The organism is Pseudomonas sp. Marseille-Q5299 (assembly GCF_943737035.1).
Classification (GTDB): Bacteria; Pseudomonadota; Gammaproteobacteria; order Pseudomonadales; family Pseudomonadaceae; genus Aquipseudomonas; species Aquipseudomonas putida_E.
In genome coordinates this window covers 67,418-82,683 of the sequence record NZ_CALSFR010000012.1, presented here as the reverse complement: position 1 = coordinate 82,683, position 15,266 = coordinate 67,418, and the positions used below count along the sequence as shown (strand labels likewise).

At 63.8% G+C, this 15,266-nt stretch carries 12 protein-coding genes; 7 read left to right on the top strand and 5 right to left on the bottom strand.

What is annotated here, in order from left to right; translation table 11 throughout:
• Window position 1 precedes the first annotated feature (1 nt).
• Both NGJ21_RS24205 and NGJ21_RS24200 read left to right on the top strand, forming a co-directional pair.
• Window positions 2–1,420 carry a Y-family DNA polymerase gene (locus NGJ21_RS24205; protein WP_115275014.1) on the top strand — a complete coding sequence of 473 codons (1,419 nt, stop codon included), beginning with the start codon at window positions 2–4 and terminating at the stop codon, window positions 1,418–1,420.
• A complete protein-coding gene (locus tag NGJ21_RS24200) occupies window positions 1,417–4,497 on the top strand; it encodes an error-prone DNA polymerase (RefSeq protein WP_251962813.1) in 3,081 nt (1,026 codons plus the stop codon). The genes NGJ21_RS24205 and NGJ21_RS24200 overlap by 4 nt, the downstream gene beginning before the upstream one ends.
• Window positions 4,498–4,552: 55 nt before the next feature.
• Here NGJ21_RS24200 and NGJ21_RS24195 read toward each other — a convergent pair whose 3' ends face one another.
• Window positions 4,553–5,374, bottom strand: coding sequence for an aldo/keto reductase (locus NGJ21_RS24195; RefSeq protein ID WP_046787691.1), 822 nt, complete (start codon window positions 5,372–5,374; stop codon window positions 4,553–4,555).
• Window positions 5,362–6,267, bottom strand: coding sequence for a LysR family transcriptional regulator (locus NGJ21_RS24190; protein WP_251962812.1), 906 nt, complete (start codon window positions 6,265–6,267; stop codon window positions 5,362–5,364). The genes NGJ21_RS24195 and NGJ21_RS24190 overlap by 13 nt, the downstream gene beginning before the upstream one ends.
• 139 nt (window positions 6,268–6,406) lie before the next feature.
• On the opposite strand from NGJ21_RS24190, the gene NGJ21_RS24185 reads away from it, so the two are divergent.
• From NGJ21_RS24185 to NGJ21_RS24170, 4 genes are all read left to right on the top strand, one after another.
• Window positions 6,407–7,105: a CoA transferase subunit A gene (locus NGJ21_RS24185; protein WP_046787715.1), complete on the top strand. Its 699-nt coding sequence runs from the start codon at window positions 6,407–6,409 to the stop codon at window positions 7,103–7,105.
• Between the two features lie 35 nt (window positions 7,106–7,140).
• Window positions 7,141–7,797: a CoA transferase subunit B gene (locus NGJ21_RS24180; protein ID WP_046787689.1), complete on the top strand. Its 657-nt coding sequence runs from the start codon at window positions 7,141–7,143 to the stop codon at window positions 7,795–7,797.
• Window positions 7,798–7,945: 148 nt separating this feature from the next.
• Complete coding sequence (locus NGJ21_RS24175; protein ID WP_012314293.1) at window positions 7,946–9,364, top strand: short-chain fatty acid transporter; 1,419 nt, start codon at window positions 7,946–7,948, stop codon at window positions 9,362–9,364.
• A 143-nt stretch (window positions 9,365–9,507) separates the two neighbouring features.
• Window positions 9,508–10,284, top strand: a complete 777-nt coding sequence (locus NGJ21_RS24170) for a helix-turn-helix domain-containing protein (protein ID WP_115275011.1) — start codon at window positions 9,508–9,510, stop codon at window positions 10,282–10,284.
• A 19-nt stretch (window positions 10,285–10,303) separates the two neighbouring features.
• Here the strand turns inward: NGJ21_RS24170 and NGJ21_RS24165 are convergent, their stop codons facing one another.
• A complete protein-coding gene (locus NGJ21_RS24165; protein ID WP_125923049.1) occupies window positions 10,304–10,885 on the bottom strand; it encodes a LysE family translocator in 582 nt (193 codons plus the stop codon).
• A 257-nt stretch (window positions 10,886–11,142) separates the two neighbouring features.
• Here NGJ21_RS24165 and NGJ21_RS24160 point away from each other — a divergent pair, with 257 nt between their 5' ends.
• Window positions 11,143–12,714, top strand: a complete 1,572-nt coding sequence (locus tag NGJ21_RS24160; RefSeq protein WP_046787686.1) for a TerC family protein — start codon at window positions 11,143–11,145, stop codon at window positions 12,712–12,714.
• Here NGJ21_RS24160 and rarD read toward each other — a convergent pair.
• Window positions 12,677–13,564 carry an EamA family transporter RarD gene (gene rarD, locus NGJ21_RS24155; RefSeq protein ID WP_115275009.1) on the bottom strand — a complete coding sequence of 296 codons (888 nt, stop codon included), beginning with the start codon at window positions 13,562–13,564 and terminating at the stop codon, window positions 12,677–12,679. The two genes, NGJ21_RS24160 and rarD, sit on opposite strands and share 38 nt — an antisense overlap.
• Window positions 13,565–13,596: 32 nt before the next feature.
• Window positions 13,597–15,183, bottom strand: coding sequence for an EAL domain-containing protein (locus tag NGJ21_RS24150; protein WP_115275008.1), 1,587 nt, complete (start codon window positions 15,181–15,183; stop codon window positions 13,597–13,599).
• Window positions 15,184–15,266 lie beyond the last annotated feature (83 nt).

The window sequence follows — 15,266 nt, the reverse complement described above, 5'->3', positions numbered from 1 at the left end:
CATGCTCTGGGCCTGCATCTTATTGCCACAGTTGGCGCTGGACTCGATCCTGCGTGAACGCGATGACGCCGATGCGCCACTGGTGCTGATTGGCGGGCCTGTGCAGCGGCGTGTGGTGCAAGCCGTAAACCCCGCTGCGGCGGCGCTCGGTCTGCGCGCTGGGCTAACCCTGACGGCCGCCCGCGCCTTGGCCGACGGTTTCACCTGTGTTGAAGCAGACCCGGCGCGCATCGAGCAACTGCAGCAATTGCTGGCGGCCTGGGCCTACCGCTTCAGTGCCCAGGTCAGCCTGCACTACCCGCGTGCCTTGTTGCTGGAAGTGGGCTCCAGCCTGCAACTGTTCGGCCCCTGGCCGGTATTCGAGGCGCGCCTGCGCGGGGAACTCGCAGCCCTGGGGCTGCGTCAGCGGATTGTCCTGGCCACCAACCCGGTGGCGGCGCGCATGCTTGCCAACGGCCATGACGGGCTGGCATTGAGCTGCCCGCAAGAAACCCGGGCGGCGCTTGCGCGCATGCCCATTGCGCGGGTGGGTTTACCGCAGGACGCCGCCGAAGCGTTCGCCCGCATGGGGCTGCATCAGCTCGGCCAGGTACTGGCCTTGCCGCGTGATGCATTGGCCAGGCGCTTCAGTGCCCAGGTCCAGTTGCACCTGGACCAGTTGCTGGGCCTGCGTACGCTTGGCTTGGGTTTCTATCAGCCGCCGGACCGTTTCGAAACGCGACTGGAGCTCAACTTCGACGTCGAATCGCACCAGGCGTTGCTGTTCCCGTTGCGGCGCATGCTCAACGACCTGGCCGCTTTCCTCGCCGGGCGAGACTGCGGTGTACAGCGGTTTTGCCTGTACCTGGAGCACGCCGAGGGGCCGGACACGCAACTGCAGGTCGGCTTACTGGCTGCAGAACGTGATGCGGCAATGCTCTTCGAGCTGGCGCGTGGGCGCCTGGAGCCTCTGCGCATTCCGGCACCGGTGCGTAAACTGCGCCTGGTGGCCGATGACTTGCCGGCTTTCGTGCCCCAGCACCACGCGCTGTTCGACCCACGCGCCCAGCAGGCCCAACCCTGGGAGCAACTGCGTGAGCGCTTGCGTGCCCGGCTTGGCGACGACGCGGTCAAGGGCCTGCGCGCTGAAGCCGACCACCGCCCCGAATGTGCCTGGCAGTCCGCCGAGCAAGGCGGGCAGGGCAGCCTGCCCGCCTTGCCTGGGAGCCGCCCAGGCTGGCTGTTGCCCCAGCCAATGGCACTGGACGCCAGCGTTCACAGGGTGCTGGGCCAGGCCGAGCGTATCGAGTCGGGCTGGTGGGATGGCGGTGATGTGCGCCGCGACTATTACCGCATTGAAACCCGAGAAGGCCTGCGCGGCTGGGCCTATCGCGACCTGGCCCAGCCCGGCCCCTTGTGGCTGCAGGGCTGGTTCGCATGAGCGCACCGGGCTACGCCGAACTGCATTGCCTGTCCAACTTCAGCTTCCAGCGCGGTGCATCCAGCGCCGAAGAGCTGCTGCGCCGGGCGCGGGAACAGGGTTACCAAGCCCTGGCGATTACCGATGAGTGCACCCTGGCCGGCATCGTGCGTGCCTGGCAGGCTGCCAAAGCGCAGCAGATACGCTTGATCGTCGGCAGTGAAGTGCGCCTGCACGACGGCCCGAAGCTTGTGTTGCTGGTACAGGACCTTAGTGGTTACCAGAACCTGTGCGCCTTGATTACCCGCGCCCGTCGGCGAGCGGAGAAGGGCAGCTACCAATTGTTCCGTGACGACCTGCGCGAACTGCACCAAGGGCTGCTGGCGTTATGGCTTGCCGAGGACTCCAGCGACCTGGTCACCGGCCAGTGGCTGCATGCCCTGTTCGGCGAACGCTTGTGGCTGGGTGTGCACCTGCATCGGGGCAGCGATGACCAGGCCCGCCTGGCCCGGCTGCGCGGCCTGGCTGGGCAACTGGGCATTCGCGCCGTGGCCTGCGGTGATGTACACATGCACATACGCGGCCGGCGGGCCTTGCAGGATTGCATGACCGCTATCGGCCAGCATTGCAGCGTCGCCGAGGCAGGTCGGTTTCTCTTCGCCAATGGCGAGCGTCACCTGCGTACGCTGGAGCAACTGGCCGAGCTTTATCCGCCCGACCTGCTGAGCGAAACACTCTGCATTGCCGAACGCTGTCAGTTCGACCTCGGTGAATTGCGCTACCAGTATCCGCGTGAACTGGTGCCCGAGGGGCAAACCCCGGCCAGTTGGTTGCGCCAGCTGTGCGAGCGTGGCCTGGCGCAACGCTGGCCGTCGGGGCCGAGCGACAAGGTGCGCGAGGTGCTGGCCAAGGAGCTGGCCTTGATCGCAGAGCTTGGCTACGAAAGCTACTTTTTGACCGTGCACGATATCGTCGCCTTTGCCCGCAGCCAGCACATCCTTTGCCAGGGCCGCGGTTCGGCAGCCAACTCGGTGGTGTGTTTCGTGCTGGGTATCACCGAGCTCGACCCGATGAAGCATCGTCTGCTGTTCGAGCGTTTTCTGTCACGCGAGCGCAACGAGCCACCGGACATCGACGTCGACTTCGAGCACGATCGTCGCGAAGAAGTGATCCAGTACGTGTTCCGGCGTTATGGCCGGCACCGCGCAGCGCTCACCGCAGTGGTCAACACCTATCACGCCGCTGGCGCGGTGCGTGATGTCGCCCGTGTGCTGGGTTTGCCTGCCGATCAGGTCGATGCCCTGGCCAAGTGCTGTGGCCGCTGGAGCGATCGCATCCCGGACGAGCAACGCCTGGCCGAGGCCGGCTTCGAGCCCGGCAGCCCTTCGTTGCGGCGCATTCTGGTGCTGGCCGCGCAGCTGATAGGTTTTCCCCGTCATCTGTCTCAGCACCCAGGCGGCTTCGTCATTTCCGAGCAACCGCTGGACCACCTGGTGCCGGTCGAAAACGCCGCCATGGCTGAACGCACGGTCATCCAGTGGGACAAGGACGACCTGGACATGGTCGGCCTGCTCAAGGTCGACGTGCTCGCCCTGGGTATGCTCAGTGCCTTGCGCCGCTGTTTCGACCTGCTGCAGCAGCACCGGGGCCGGCACCTGACCCTGGCGACGATCCCCCCCGAAGACCCGGCCACCTACGCGATGATCAGCCGCGCTGAGACCATGGGCGTGTTCCAGATCGAATCACGCGCTCAGATGGCCATGCTGCCGCGGCTCAAGCCCACCACCTTCTATGACCTGGTAATCGAAGTCGCGATCGTGCGCCCGGGGCCGATTCAGGGCGACATGGTCCACCCCTACTTGCGCAGGCGCTTGAAGCAGGAGCCGGTGACCTACCCATCGCTCAAGCTCAAGGAAGTCTTCGAGCGCACCTTGGGCGTGCCGCTGTTCCAGGAGCAGGTCATGGAACTGGCCATGGTGGCGGCAGACTACAGCCCCGGCGAGGCTGACCAGTTACGCCGCAGCATGGCCGCCTGGAAGCGCCATGGCGGCCTGGAGCCACACCGCGAACGGCTGGTGCAGGGCATGCTGCGCAACGGCTACGACCTTGCGTTTGCCGAGCGCATATTCGAGCAGATCAAGGGTTTTGGCAGTTATGGCTTCCCGGAATCGCACGCGGCCAGTTTCGCCTTGCTGTGCTATGCCAGCAGTTGGCTCAAATGCCATGAGCCGGCGATTTTCACCTGTGCGCTGGTCAATAGCTGGCCGATGGGCTTCTACAGCCCCGACCAACTGTTGCAGGAGGCACGCCGCCAAGGGATCGAGGTACGGCCGGTGGATGTAGGCCACAGCCAGTGGGATTGCACACTGGAGCCAGTCGCCGAGGGTGCCTTGGCCATCCGCCTGGGGTTGCGGCAGATCCGCGGTTTCGCCGAAGCCGATGCTCGGCGGCTCGAAGCGGCGAGGGCGGTCAGGCCGTGGCGCGATGTCGAGGACCTGTGCTTGCGTGCCGGCCTCGACAGCAAAGCCCGCGCCCGGCTGGCCGATGCCGGTGCGTTGCGCGCCCTGGCACAGGATCGCCACCAGGCACGCTGGCAGGTCGCGGCGGTGCAGCCGCAACTGCCCCTGTTCGCCGAACTGCAGGCAACGCCCGAAGCCGCGGTGGCATTGCCTGTGCCTACTGTCGGCGAAGACCTGGTGGCCGACTACGCCACCTTGGGCACCACGCTGGGGCCCCACCCGCTGACGTTGCTGCGCCAGCGCCTTCGGGTGCTGGGCTGTCGCAGCTCGCAGGAACTGGCGGGCGTTGAGCATGGCGATGCAGTCGCCGTGGCTGGGCTGGTGGTGGGGCGGCAACGGCCACAGACCGCCAGCGGGGTGACGTTCGTGACCCTTGAGGATGAATTCGGCATGGTCAATGTGGTGGTTTGGCGCGAGCTAGCCGAACGGCAGCGGCGCGCGCTGGTGGGGTCTCAATTGCTCAAGGTGAGTGGCCGCCTGGAACAGGCGAACGGGGTGCGGCACCTGATTGCACGGCGGTTGGAGGATGTCAGTGTGTTGCTGCAGGGGCTGGATGTGAGGAGCCGGGACTTCCATTGATTTGGCCGGCGAACGGGCTGCAAAGCAGCCGCAGTCGCCGTTGTTGGCCGAGTTGTCAGACCATTGCCAGGTGCTGTTTGCGTGTTGGCGCCGGGAATGCCCTGTCAATGGCCCGCAAGTCCTCACTGGTCAAAGTCAAGCCTGCGGCGGCCGCATTCAACCGTACGTGCTCCGGCGCCACCGCCTTGGGAATCGCTATGACCCCGTCTTCGCGCGTCACCCAGGCCAGGCAGACCTGCGCCGGGGTGGCCCCATGGCGCTCTGCAATCTCGTGCAATAGCGGATGCTGCAGCAGCTGCCCGGCCTGGGCCAACGGGCAGTAAGCCATGGTCGGCAGCCCGCGTTGCCGGCTCCAGGGCAGCAGGTCGAACTCGATGCCACGCTGCACCGGGTTGTACAGCACCTGGTTGGTGGCGCAATCAGGGTTGTCCAGCTCGCGCAGGTCGTCGACATCGAAGTTGGAAACACCCCAGTGGCGAATCTTGCCCTGTTCGCGCAAGCGCTCGAACGCCTCGACGGTTTCTTCCAGCGGGTATTGGCCACGCCAGTGCAGCAGGTACAAGTCGATGACATCGGTGCCCAAGCGAGTGAGGCTGCGGTCACAGGCAGCGGGTACGCCGCGCCGGCTGGCATTGTGCGGGTACACCTTGCTGACCAGAAAGACCTGATCGCGCCGCCCGGCAATGGCCTGCCCGACCACTTCCTCGGCGCCACCTTCGGCATACATCTCGGCCGTATCGATCAGGTTCATGCCCAGGTCGATGCCTTGTTGCAGGGCGGCCACCTCGTCAGCCCTGCGTGCCGGGTCTTCGCCCATGTACCAGGTGCCCTGGCCAATGGCCGGCACATTGCAACCTGCCAGTTTCATGTAACGCATGTCACCTCCGGAGTCTGTGTGTGGGCAAGCAGTACCTCGAGCAGCGCCTGCGCTGCAGTGGAAAGTTTATGGTCGCTCAAGGCAATTACGCCGATCCGCCGTTCTACGGTGGGCGCTACCAGGGTAATGCAACGCGCGCCAAGCTCCTGCATCTGGTTGATGCACAGCGCCGGCACCGCACTCACGCCCAGCCCACTGGCGACCATGCGGCCAATGGTCGAGAGCTGGTGGCTTTCGAACGCCACCGCCAGCTTGCCGTGCAGTGCCGCCACGTTCTGCTCCAGCAGCAGGCGCACGGCCGAAGGGCGCTGCAGGGCGATGAAATCCTCGGCCAGCAACTGCGCCCAGCTGACTTCGGCCAGCTCGGCCAACGGGGAGTCGGTGGGCACCACGGCAACGAAACGGTCCAGGTACAGCGGGTGGAAGCTCAGGCCGTCTGTGTTTTCCGGTTCGAAGCCGATGCCCAGTTCGACGCGGCGGTGGCGCACCAGTTCCAGTACCTGCTCGTTGATCACGTCGTGCACCGTGACGTTGACCTTCGGGTAACGTTGGCGAAACACCTTGAGTGAGTGGGGCAGCAGGTTGCCGGCAAAAGCCGGCATGGCCGCCACCGACACCCGCCCCAATTGCAGGGTGAAACGCTGGCGCAGCATCTCCTCGGTGTCGTCCCAGTCGGCCAGCAGGCGCCGGGCCAGTGGCAGCAGTACCTCACCTTCGGCCGTCAGGCTGACGCTGCGCGTGGTACGGGTGAGCAGGGCGCCGCCAAGGTTGTCCTCCAGCGCCTTGATGGTAAGGCTCAATGCCGGTTGCGAGACATGCAGGTGTTCGCCGGCCTGGGCAAAACTCTGGTACTTGGCCACGGCGACGAAGGCGCGTAGTTGCTTGACGTTCATGGCGGGCTCACAGGTTGTTTTGAAAAAGTTATCAATCGATGACGAAAACAAAATTAACAAATCAGTCGCCAGCGGTGAAGATGCCTGCACACGCTCACCGACAGCCTCGTCGGTCAACAACTACAAAAGGCGGATCAGCATGGCCGGACTGGACAAGCGCGTAGCAACCTATGAACAGGCCCTTGAAGGCCTGACCGACAACATGACGGTACTGGCCGGCGGCTTCGGCCTGTGCGGCATCCCGGAAAACCTCATCGCCGAAATCAAGCGCCGTGGCGTCAAGGGCCTCACCGTGGTTTCCAACAACTGCGGCGTCGATGGCTTCGGCCTGGGCGTACTGCTGGAAGAGCGGCAGATCCGCAAGATGATTGCCTCCTACGTAGGCGAGAATGCCGAGTTCGAGCGCCAGTTGCTCAGTGGCGAGCTGGAAGTGGAACTGACCCCGCAAGGCACCCTTGCCGAAAAAATGCGCGCCGGCGGCGCCGGCATTCCGGCCTTCTATACCGCCACCGGCTATGGCACGCCAGTTGCCGAAGGCAAGGAAGTGCGCGAGTTCAAGGGCCGCAAATACATCCTGGAAGAATCGATCACCGGTGACTTCGCCATCGTCAAAGGCTGGAAGGCTGACCACTACGGCAACGTGGTTTACCGCAACACTGCTCAAAACTTCAACCCGCTGGCTGCCACCGCCGGCAAGATCACCGTGGTCGAAGTGGAAGAGATCGTCGAGCCAGGCGTGCTGCTGCCCAGCGAGATCCACACCCCCGGCATCTTCGTCGACCGGGTCATTGTGGGCACCTTCGAAAAACGCATCGAAAAGCGCACCGTCAAGGCCTGAGCGCCGTCCTCCAGAACAACAAAGAGATTCTCACCATGGCACTGACCCGCGAACAGATGGCACAACGCGTCGCACGTGAACTGAAGGACGGCTTTTACGTCAACCTCGGCATCGGCATCCCCACCCTGGTGGCCAACTACGTCCCTGCTGACATGGATGTGATGCTGCAGTCGGAAAATGGCCTGCTGGGCATGGGCGAATTCCCCACCGAGAGCACGATCGACGCCGACATGATCAACGCCGGCAAGCAGACCGTCACCGCCCGCCGCGGCGCCTCGATCTTCGATTCGGCACAATCGTTCGCCATGATCCGTGGCGGCCATGTCGACCTCACCGTGCTCGGGGCCTTCGAAGTGGACGTCGAGGGCAACATCGCCTCGTGGATGATCCCGGGCAAGCTGGTCAAGGGCATGGGCGGCGCCATGGACCTGGTAGCCGGGGCCGAGAACATCATCGTCACCATGACCCACGCCTCTAAGGATGGCGAGTCCAAGCTGCTGCCGCGCTGCAGCCTGCCGCTGACCGGTGCCGGCTGCATCCGCAAGGTGCTCACCGACCTGGCCTACCTGGAAATCGACAACGGCGCCTTCATCCTGCGCGAAACCGCGCCCGGGGTGAGTGTTGAAGAAATCATCGCGAAAACCGCCGGCAAGCTGATCGTGCCGGATGATGTGAAGGAAATGACCTTCTGATACACCCCCCCAGCCCTGTGGCAGCGGCGGCAGCTACGAATGCGATGGTCAATGCACCAACGCTTTCGCGGGTGCCGTAGCTGCCACAGGGTTTTGTGCGTTGTGCTTGAAACGTAGCCCCCCATAAAACCAATAAAAGGACGTTACCGTGGCCGCTGAAATCCAAGACAGCCGCTCCGCCCGCTTTGCCCTGCGTTGCTCCAACTGGGCCGAGCGCTGGTTCCCTGATTCCTGGGTGTTCGCTGCCCTGGCAGTGGTGCTGGTATGCCTCGGCGCCATGGTCATGGGCGCCAAACCTACCGATACCGCCAAGGCCTTTGGCGATGGCTTCTGGAGCCTGATCCCTTTCACCATGCAAATGGCCTTCGTGGTCATCGGCGGCTACGTGGTGGCCAGCTCACCCCCTGCCGCACGGCTGATCGACCGCCTGGCGCGGGTGCCGAAGAACGGCCGTTCGGCGGTGTGCTGGGTGGCGCTGATCTCGATGCTGGCATCCTTGCTCAACTGGGGCCTGTCCTTGGTGTTCGGTGGCCTGCTGGTGCGCGCGCTGGCACGGCGCAGTGACCTGAAGATGGACTACCGCGCCGCCGGTGCCGCTGCTTACCTGGGCCTGGGGGCGGTCTGGGCCTTGGGCCTGTCGTCTTCAGCGGCGCAGTTGCAGGCCAACCCGGCCAGCCTGCCGCCGTCCATTCTGTCGATAACCGGCGTGATCCCGTTCACCGAGACCATCTTCCTCTGGCAGTCCGGGGTGTTGCTGGCCGCGCTGGTCATCGTCTCGCTGGTGATCGCCTACGCGACCGCACCCGGCCCGAACAGTGCGCGCAGTGCCGAAGACTGCGGCGTCGACCCCAGCTTTACCGCGCCGCCCGCACCCCAGCGCACTCGCCCGGGTGAATGGCTGGAATACAGCCCGATCCTGATCCTGCTGATGGTGGCGCTGGCCGGCGGCTGGCTGTACCAGGAGTTCGCCACCAAACCGGCCATTACTGCAATCTCCGGGCTCAATACCTACAACTTGCTGTTCATCATGCTCGGTGCCTTGCTGCACTGGCGCCCACGCAGCTTCCTCGACGCCGTGGCGCGTGCGGTGCCGACCACCACCGGGGTGTTGATCCAGTTCCCGCTGTATGGCTCGATCGCCGCCATCCTCACCCAGGTGAAGGGGGTCGATGAGCAAACCCTTGCCCACCACATCTCGCTTTTCTTCACCCAGATCGCCACCCATGACACCTATGCCGTACTCATGGGCGTGTACTCGGCGGTGCTGGGTTTCTTCATCCCTTCGGGCGGTGGCAAGTGGATCATCGAGGCGCCCTACGTGATGCTGGTGGCCAACGACCTGCAGTACCACCTGGGCTGGGCAGTGCAGATCTACAACGCCGCCGAAGCGCTGCCGAACCTGATCAACCCGTTCTACATGCTGCCGCTGCTGGGGGTGCTGGGCCTGAAGGCACGTGACCTGATCGGCTTTTCGTTCGTGCAGTTGCTGGTGCATGTGCCGCTGGTGCTGGTGCTGCTGTGGGCGTTGGGTACGACTTTGCAGTACGTGCCGCCGGTGATGCCTTGAGCTGAACTTTCATAGAAGGCGCGGCTGAACACACCTTTTACGGGTGTGTATGATGGCGAGCCGGGTACGAAGCGTGGCTCTTGTCGCGCAGGCGTTAGCGTCTGAGCACAGGCCCGGCTACAGCAGCAGGTGAGGGCAGGGCGATGATCGAGGTGTCGCGGTTCTGGCGGGATTCGGCGTTGCCTTTTGTAGAAGCGAGGCGCGTTGGGGATGGGCGTCAGGTGTGCTATGCCGCCCATTCCCATGAGAGCTTTTCGCTCGGCGTGATCACCGGGGGGCGCAGCACCTACCTGAGTGGGACCAGCCAAGTCGAAGTGGGCGCTGGTACCACGGTGCTCATGAACCCCGGTGTGGTCCACACGTGCAATCCGATTGCAGGGCAGGGGTGGTCGTACCTGATGCTGTTCGTCGACATGCCGTGGCTGAAGGCGCTGGGTTTCAACTTGCCGGCGCAAGCCTGCAGTACCTCGCCGGCACTGTACAGTGCCGTGCTGCAAGTGTTTGCCGACCTGTTCGACGGCAACCTGGATGACCGAGAGGCCCGGCTGGCGTGTTTTTTCAATGCACTGCCAGACTACCTGCAGGCTGCTACCGGCAAAACGCAAGCTCATCACCCGCAGCTGGAGGCGGCAGCTGCGTTCATCCGGGCCCACCGCACCGACCCGCTGACGCTGCAAGACATCTGTGCCGCCAGCGGGTTGTCCCGCTCTTATCTGATCCGTGCCTTTGCCCAGCGTTTCGGCTTGACGCCGCATGGCTACCTGCTGGATCAGCGCGTGCAGTATGCCCGCGCGCAACTGCGCACGGGGCGGGCGATTGCCGAGGTGGCACTGGAGGCAGGGTTTGCCGACCAGGCGCATCTGCAGCGTGCGTTCAAGCAACATCTGGCGACGACACCCGGGCATTATCGCAAGGCCTGAAGGCCCGGCTCAGCGAGCATCAAGCGAGCAGATACAGCGCACTGATCACCAGCAGTAACGCCAAGCCTCGGTTGAACATCTGCAGGTAGCGCGGCTTGCGCAAGTACTGCTGAATCATGCTGCCTGCCCAAGCCCAGCTGGCCACCGAAACAAAACAGATCGGCCCATAGATCCAGGTGAACAGCCACAGCATCTGCTGCTCGCCACCGGTATAGGCAGCCACGCCCGCCACCGCCGCCAGCCAGGCCTTGGGGTTCAGCCACTGCATGGCTGCGCCCTCCCAGGCCGAAGGTGCACGTTGCTGCTGCTCACCACCCAACTGGCCGTCATCACTGGCCAGCTTCCACGCCAGGTACAGCAGAAACGCCACGCCGCCCCAGTGCAGCGCCACGCCCAGCAACGGCCAGCGCAACAACAGGGCGTGCAAGCCCAGGCCCACCAGCACCAGCAGCAGGCAAAAGCCCAAGGTCGCCCCGGCAACATGCGCGAGGCTGGCGCGCAGGCCGTGACGTGCGCCGCTGCCAAGGGCGACGATGTTTACAGGGCCAGGGGATATCGATGCTGCCAGCGCAAACGCAGCCATTGAAAGGTACAGGCTCATCGGAAATGTCCGTGTGAAGGGGGTGTTTGCCATGCTGCCCAGAAGCCAAACCAAGATATTGAAGAAAAGTCCCCCAAAACTGCATACAGGTTTTGTAATAGTTTGGCGCTATCAGAATATTGTTCTGCTCTTGTAGGATCATTTTCCCTATTTTCTATCAAGGTCCCCATGAGCACCTTCGCGGAACCCCCCAGTTTTCGGCCGTCCTGGTCATCCTTTCCCCGTCTTCGTGACGCTTGCTTCGTGAGTACTCGCTAATGGAATGGCTAGCCGACCCTACGGCCTGGCTGGGCCTGTTGACGCTTATCGTCCTCGAGCTGGTACTGGGTATCGACAACCTGGTGTTCATCGCCATCCTGGCCGACAAACTGCCGCCGCATCAGCGCGATCGCGCGCGTGTGATCGGTCTGAGCCTGGCGCTGATCATGCGCCTGGGCTTGCTGGCGAGTATCTCGTGGATGGTCACCCTGACCGCGCCGTTGTTAGAGGTGTTCGGCAAGAGCTTCTCCGGCCGCGACCTGATCATGCTGTTCGGCGGTGTGTTCCTGCTGTTCAAGGCCACCATGGAATTGCATGAACGCCTCGAAGGCCATGTCACGCAGGCCAGTGGCGCGGTGCGCCATGCCGCGTTCTGGCCCATCGTGGCGCAGATCGTGGTGCTCGACGCCGTATTCTCGCTGGATGCGGTGATTACTGCCGTCGGCATGGTCGAACACCTGTCGGTGATGATGATCGCAGTGATCTTCTCGATCGGTATCATGATCGTCGCCAGCAAGCCGCTGACCCGCTTCGTTAATGCCCACCCGACGGTCATCATGCTGTGCCTGGGCTTTTTGATGATGATCGGCTTCAGCCTGACCGCCGAAGGCCTGGGCTTCCATATCCCCAAAGGCTATCTGTATGCGGCCATTGGTTTCTCGATCCTCATCGAGCTGTTCAACCAGCTCGCCCGTGCCCGCCGCAAGCAAAGCCTGCAGCAGCATCGGCCATTGCGTGAGCGTACCGCGCACGCCGTGCTGCGCTTGCTCGGCGGGCGCAGGGTGGAGGCTGACGAGGTCGGCGAGGAGATCGCTGACCTGGTCGCCGGTGGTGAAGAACATGTGCTGTTCGACCGCCGCGAACGGGTGATGATCAGTGGGGTGCTGAACCTGGCCGAGCGGCCGATCCGCACGGTAATGACTGCCCGTACCGAAGTCGACGTCCTCGACCTGGCGCAGCCTGCTGCAACCATTACCGAGGCGTTGGCCAACTCACCTTACTCGCGCCTGCCGCTGATTCGTGACGGCCGCATCGATGAGCCGCTGGGCTTCGTGCACAAGAAGGAGCTGCTCAAAGAGCTGCTCTCGGGCAACCAGCCGGACCTGGAACGCATGGCCCGGGCACCGCTGAACCTGCTGGAGAGCTTCAGCATTCTCAATGCGCTGGAGCAGATGCGCGGGCAGTCGACGCACATCGCCTTCGTGGTGAACGAGTTCGGTGACTTCACCGGCCTGCTGACCATGACCGATATCCTCGAGTCGATCGCCGGTGAGCTGCCTGATGCCAGCGAGGTGGAAGGCCCGGCGATCGTCGAGGACGGTGACGGCTTCGTCGTCAGCGGTGCGCTGAACCTCAGCCAGGTGCAGGCGCGCACCGGCTTCAGCGCGCGTGCCACCGAAGACTATCAGACCCTTGCAGGCCTGGTGATGAGCCTGCTCGACCGCCTGCCGGTGGTCGGTGACCACCTGGCCTGGAACGGCTGGAGCATGACTGTGGTGGCGGTGGAGGAACGGCGGGTGCGCCAGGTGCGGCTCAAACCGAACGGCGACGTTGGCGCAGCAGGTGCCTGAAACCCTCAAGCACCAGCACCAGGACCGCGGCCCAGATCGGCAGGTAAGTCAGCCACTGATCCGGGCCGATGGTTTCGCCCAGCAGCAGCGCAACGCCCACCAGCAGCACCGGTTCGACATAACTGAGCAGGCCGAACAGGCTGAACGGCAGCAGTCGGCTGGCCAGCACGTAGGCGATCAGGGCTGACGCGCTGATCGCACCCAGCAGCGGAATCAGGCCGTAAAGGCCTGGGTGCGTGAGCAGGTCAGCGCTGGACAACGGCCCCTGGATGACGAAGTACAGGGCCCAGGGCAGCAACAGGCACATGTCGCACCACAAACCGCCCAGGTGGTCGGTGCGGCAGCGTCGGCGCAGCACGAAGTAGACGGGGTAGCCGACCATCACCAGCATGGTTTCCCAGGCAAAGCTGCCGTGCTGGTAAAGCTCATGCGCCACGCCCAACGCAGCGCAGGCCACTGCCACTTTTTGCAGGCGTGACAGGCGTTCGCCGTAAACCAGGCGGCCCGTCAGCACCATCGCCAGCGGCAGCAGGAAGTAGCCCATCGAGACCTCGAGGCTGCGCCCGTGCAGGGGCGCCCAGAGGAACAGCCACAGTTGCACGCCCATCAGCCAAGAGGTGCCGACCATGCCCAGCAGCAGCACTGGGGTCTGGCGCACGCGCGCCAGCAAGTCACCGACCCGTTTCCAGTCTTTGCTGGCCAGCATGAACAGCGTCAGGCAGGGCAGCGTCAGCAGCGTGCGCCAGCCGAAGATCTCTTCGCCATCGAGCGGGGTGAGCAGGGAGGTATAGAAGTACATCACGGCGAACAGGCAGGAGGCCATGACCGAACAGAGAATGCCTTTTGACACGAATGCCTCGAATAGCGGGATGGGCGGCTGGATCAGCCGCGCATGATCTCAGGGGCCGCGTCATGCGGCAACTGTCTCACGCCGGGGCGCGTGGCCAGTGCCTGAAGAAATTGCGCGGCCGGCATTGGCCTGGCGAACAGATAGCCTTGCTGAAAATCCACGCCATAACGGGCCAGATAGTCGCGCTGCACTTCGCTTTCCACGCCTTCGGCGACGATGCCCAGGCCTAGCTTCGCCGACAGCTCGATGATGCTGTCAAGGATGTGTTGCGACAGTGCATCACCTCCGATCATTGCCACGAAGCTCTGGTCGATTTTCAGGTAGTCGACCTTGAACTGGCGCAGATAACTGAGGCTGGACTGGCCGGTGCCGAAGTCATCCAGTGCGATCATCACGCCCATTTCGTGGAGTTTTTCGAACAGTTCGAGGGTTACCCCGGTGGCCTCGATCAGTTTGCGTTCAGTCAGCTCCAGCGTCAGCACCACGCGCCCGGGGGGGAAGTGCTCGAGGAATGAGCGGCAGTCGTCGATCAGGGCGAGGTCACGGCAGTGATCGGCCGTAATGTTGATGCCGATATGGAAGCCGTCTTCCAGCAACGCAGCGTAAGGCGCCAGGCTGTGCGCCGTGTGCTGCATCAACGCACGGGTCATGTCGACGATCTGGCCACTGTGTTCGGCATAGGGAATGAACAGGTCGGGGCGCACCAGGCCCTCGTGCGGGTGGTTCCAGCGCATCAGCACTTCGGCGCCAGCCCAGCGATAATCGCCTTTGCGCACCACCGGCTGGAAGTACGGCAGGAACTCGTCAGCTTCCAGCGCACGGCGCAGTTCGGCGCGTGGAGAGTTGGCGCGGCGGATTTGCCAGCGACAAGTGCAACCTGCTGCAACACCGAGCAACAGCAGCAAGCTGAGCAGTGCCGGGTAGCGGCTGCGCAGCACTTCGCCTCGCTTGTCGGCGGCATAACCGCCGTGAACGCTGAAAGGGTAGTGCGTCGATCCGAGCGTCACGTCGCCAATGGCTGCGGTGGGCGGTAGGCCTTGATGCACCACGCCATCCTTGCCCATCCACGCCGTGCCGACACGCAATTGCAGCGCCTCGCTGGGGCCGATAAGGCGCAGTGCGGTCAGCAGATGGTCGCCATCCACGGTGGTGATGGCGCCTCGGTCGCCGTCACTGGCCCGATACACCAGCAACGGGTGCCCGGGTGTCACCGAATTGCCGTCCATCAGCCACAGCTTGCCATCGGTGTAGTCGCGGGCGTCTACCGGCTCGTCGAACTCGCCGAACAGAGAGGTGCAGTACAGCGTGTCTTGCCGGAACAGGTTGGTCGAACGCACAAAGGCGTTGCGCGTCACTTGCCCACGCAAGGCCAGTTCGACTTGCCCGCACGGGCTGCCAGCCAACGGCAGCAAGGCCTGAGCGGCACCGGAAAGGCTGTCGAGAATATGCTCGACCTGTTCGACCACTTGCCGCGTGGTGGCCTGGCTGCTGGCGCGCAGTTCGCGCTCGATTTGCCAGTTCATCACGATCAGGCCGAACGCCAGAGGCAAGATGCCAACGCCCCAGGGGAGAAGGGTGCGCCAGCTCCAGCGGGCGGGACTTTTACTGCGCAGGGGCATGTTGGCGTAATCTTTACATGAAATGACTGAGGATAGCCGTTTGTCGGCGCGGGCGGAGAACTAATGCGCGACAAAGAAATTTA

Bases quoted from the DNA above. Each gene is read 5' to 3' on its own strand.
- NGJ21_RS24205 (WP_115275014.1), top strand. From the start codon at position 2: ATGCTCTGGGCCTGCATCTTATTGCCACAGTTGGCGCTGGACTCGATC.
- NGJ21_RS24200 (WP_251962813.1), top strand. From the start codon at position 1,417: ATGAGCGCACCGGGCTACGCCGAACTGCATTGCCTGTCCAACTTCAGC.
- NGJ21_RS24195 (WP_046787691.1), bottom strand. From the start codon at position 5,374: ATGCGTTACATGAAACTGGCAGGTTGCAATGTGCCGGCCATTGGCCAG.
- NGJ21_RS24190 (WP_251962812.1), bottom strand. From the start codon at position 6,267: ATGAACGTCAAGCAACTACGCGCCTTCGTCGCCGTGGCCAAGTACCAG.
- NGJ21_RS24185 (WP_046787715.1), top strand. From the start codon at position 6,407: ATGGCCGGACTGGACAAGCGCGTAGCAACCTATGAACAGGCCCTTGAA.
- NGJ21_RS24180 (WP_046787689.1), top strand. From the start codon at position 7,141: ATGGCACTGACCCGCGAACAGATGGCACAACGCGTCGCACGTGAACTG.
- NGJ21_RS24170 (WP_115275011.1), top strand. From the start codon at position 9,508: ATGATCGAGGTGTCGCGGTTCTGGCGGGATTCGGCGTTGCCTTTTGTA.
- NGJ21_RS24165 (WP_125923049.1), bottom strand. From the start codon at position 10,885: ATGAGCCTGTACCTTTCAATGGCTGCGTTTGCGCTGGCAGCATCGATA.
- NGJ21_RS24160 (WP_046787686.1), top strand. From the start codon at position 11,143: ATGGAATGGCTAGCCGACCCTACGGCCTGGCTGGGCCTGTTGACGCTT.
- NGJ21_RS24150 (WP_115275008.1), bottom strand. From the start codon at position 15,183: ATGCCCCTGCGCAGTAAAAGTCCCGCCCGCTGGAGCTGGCGCACCCTT.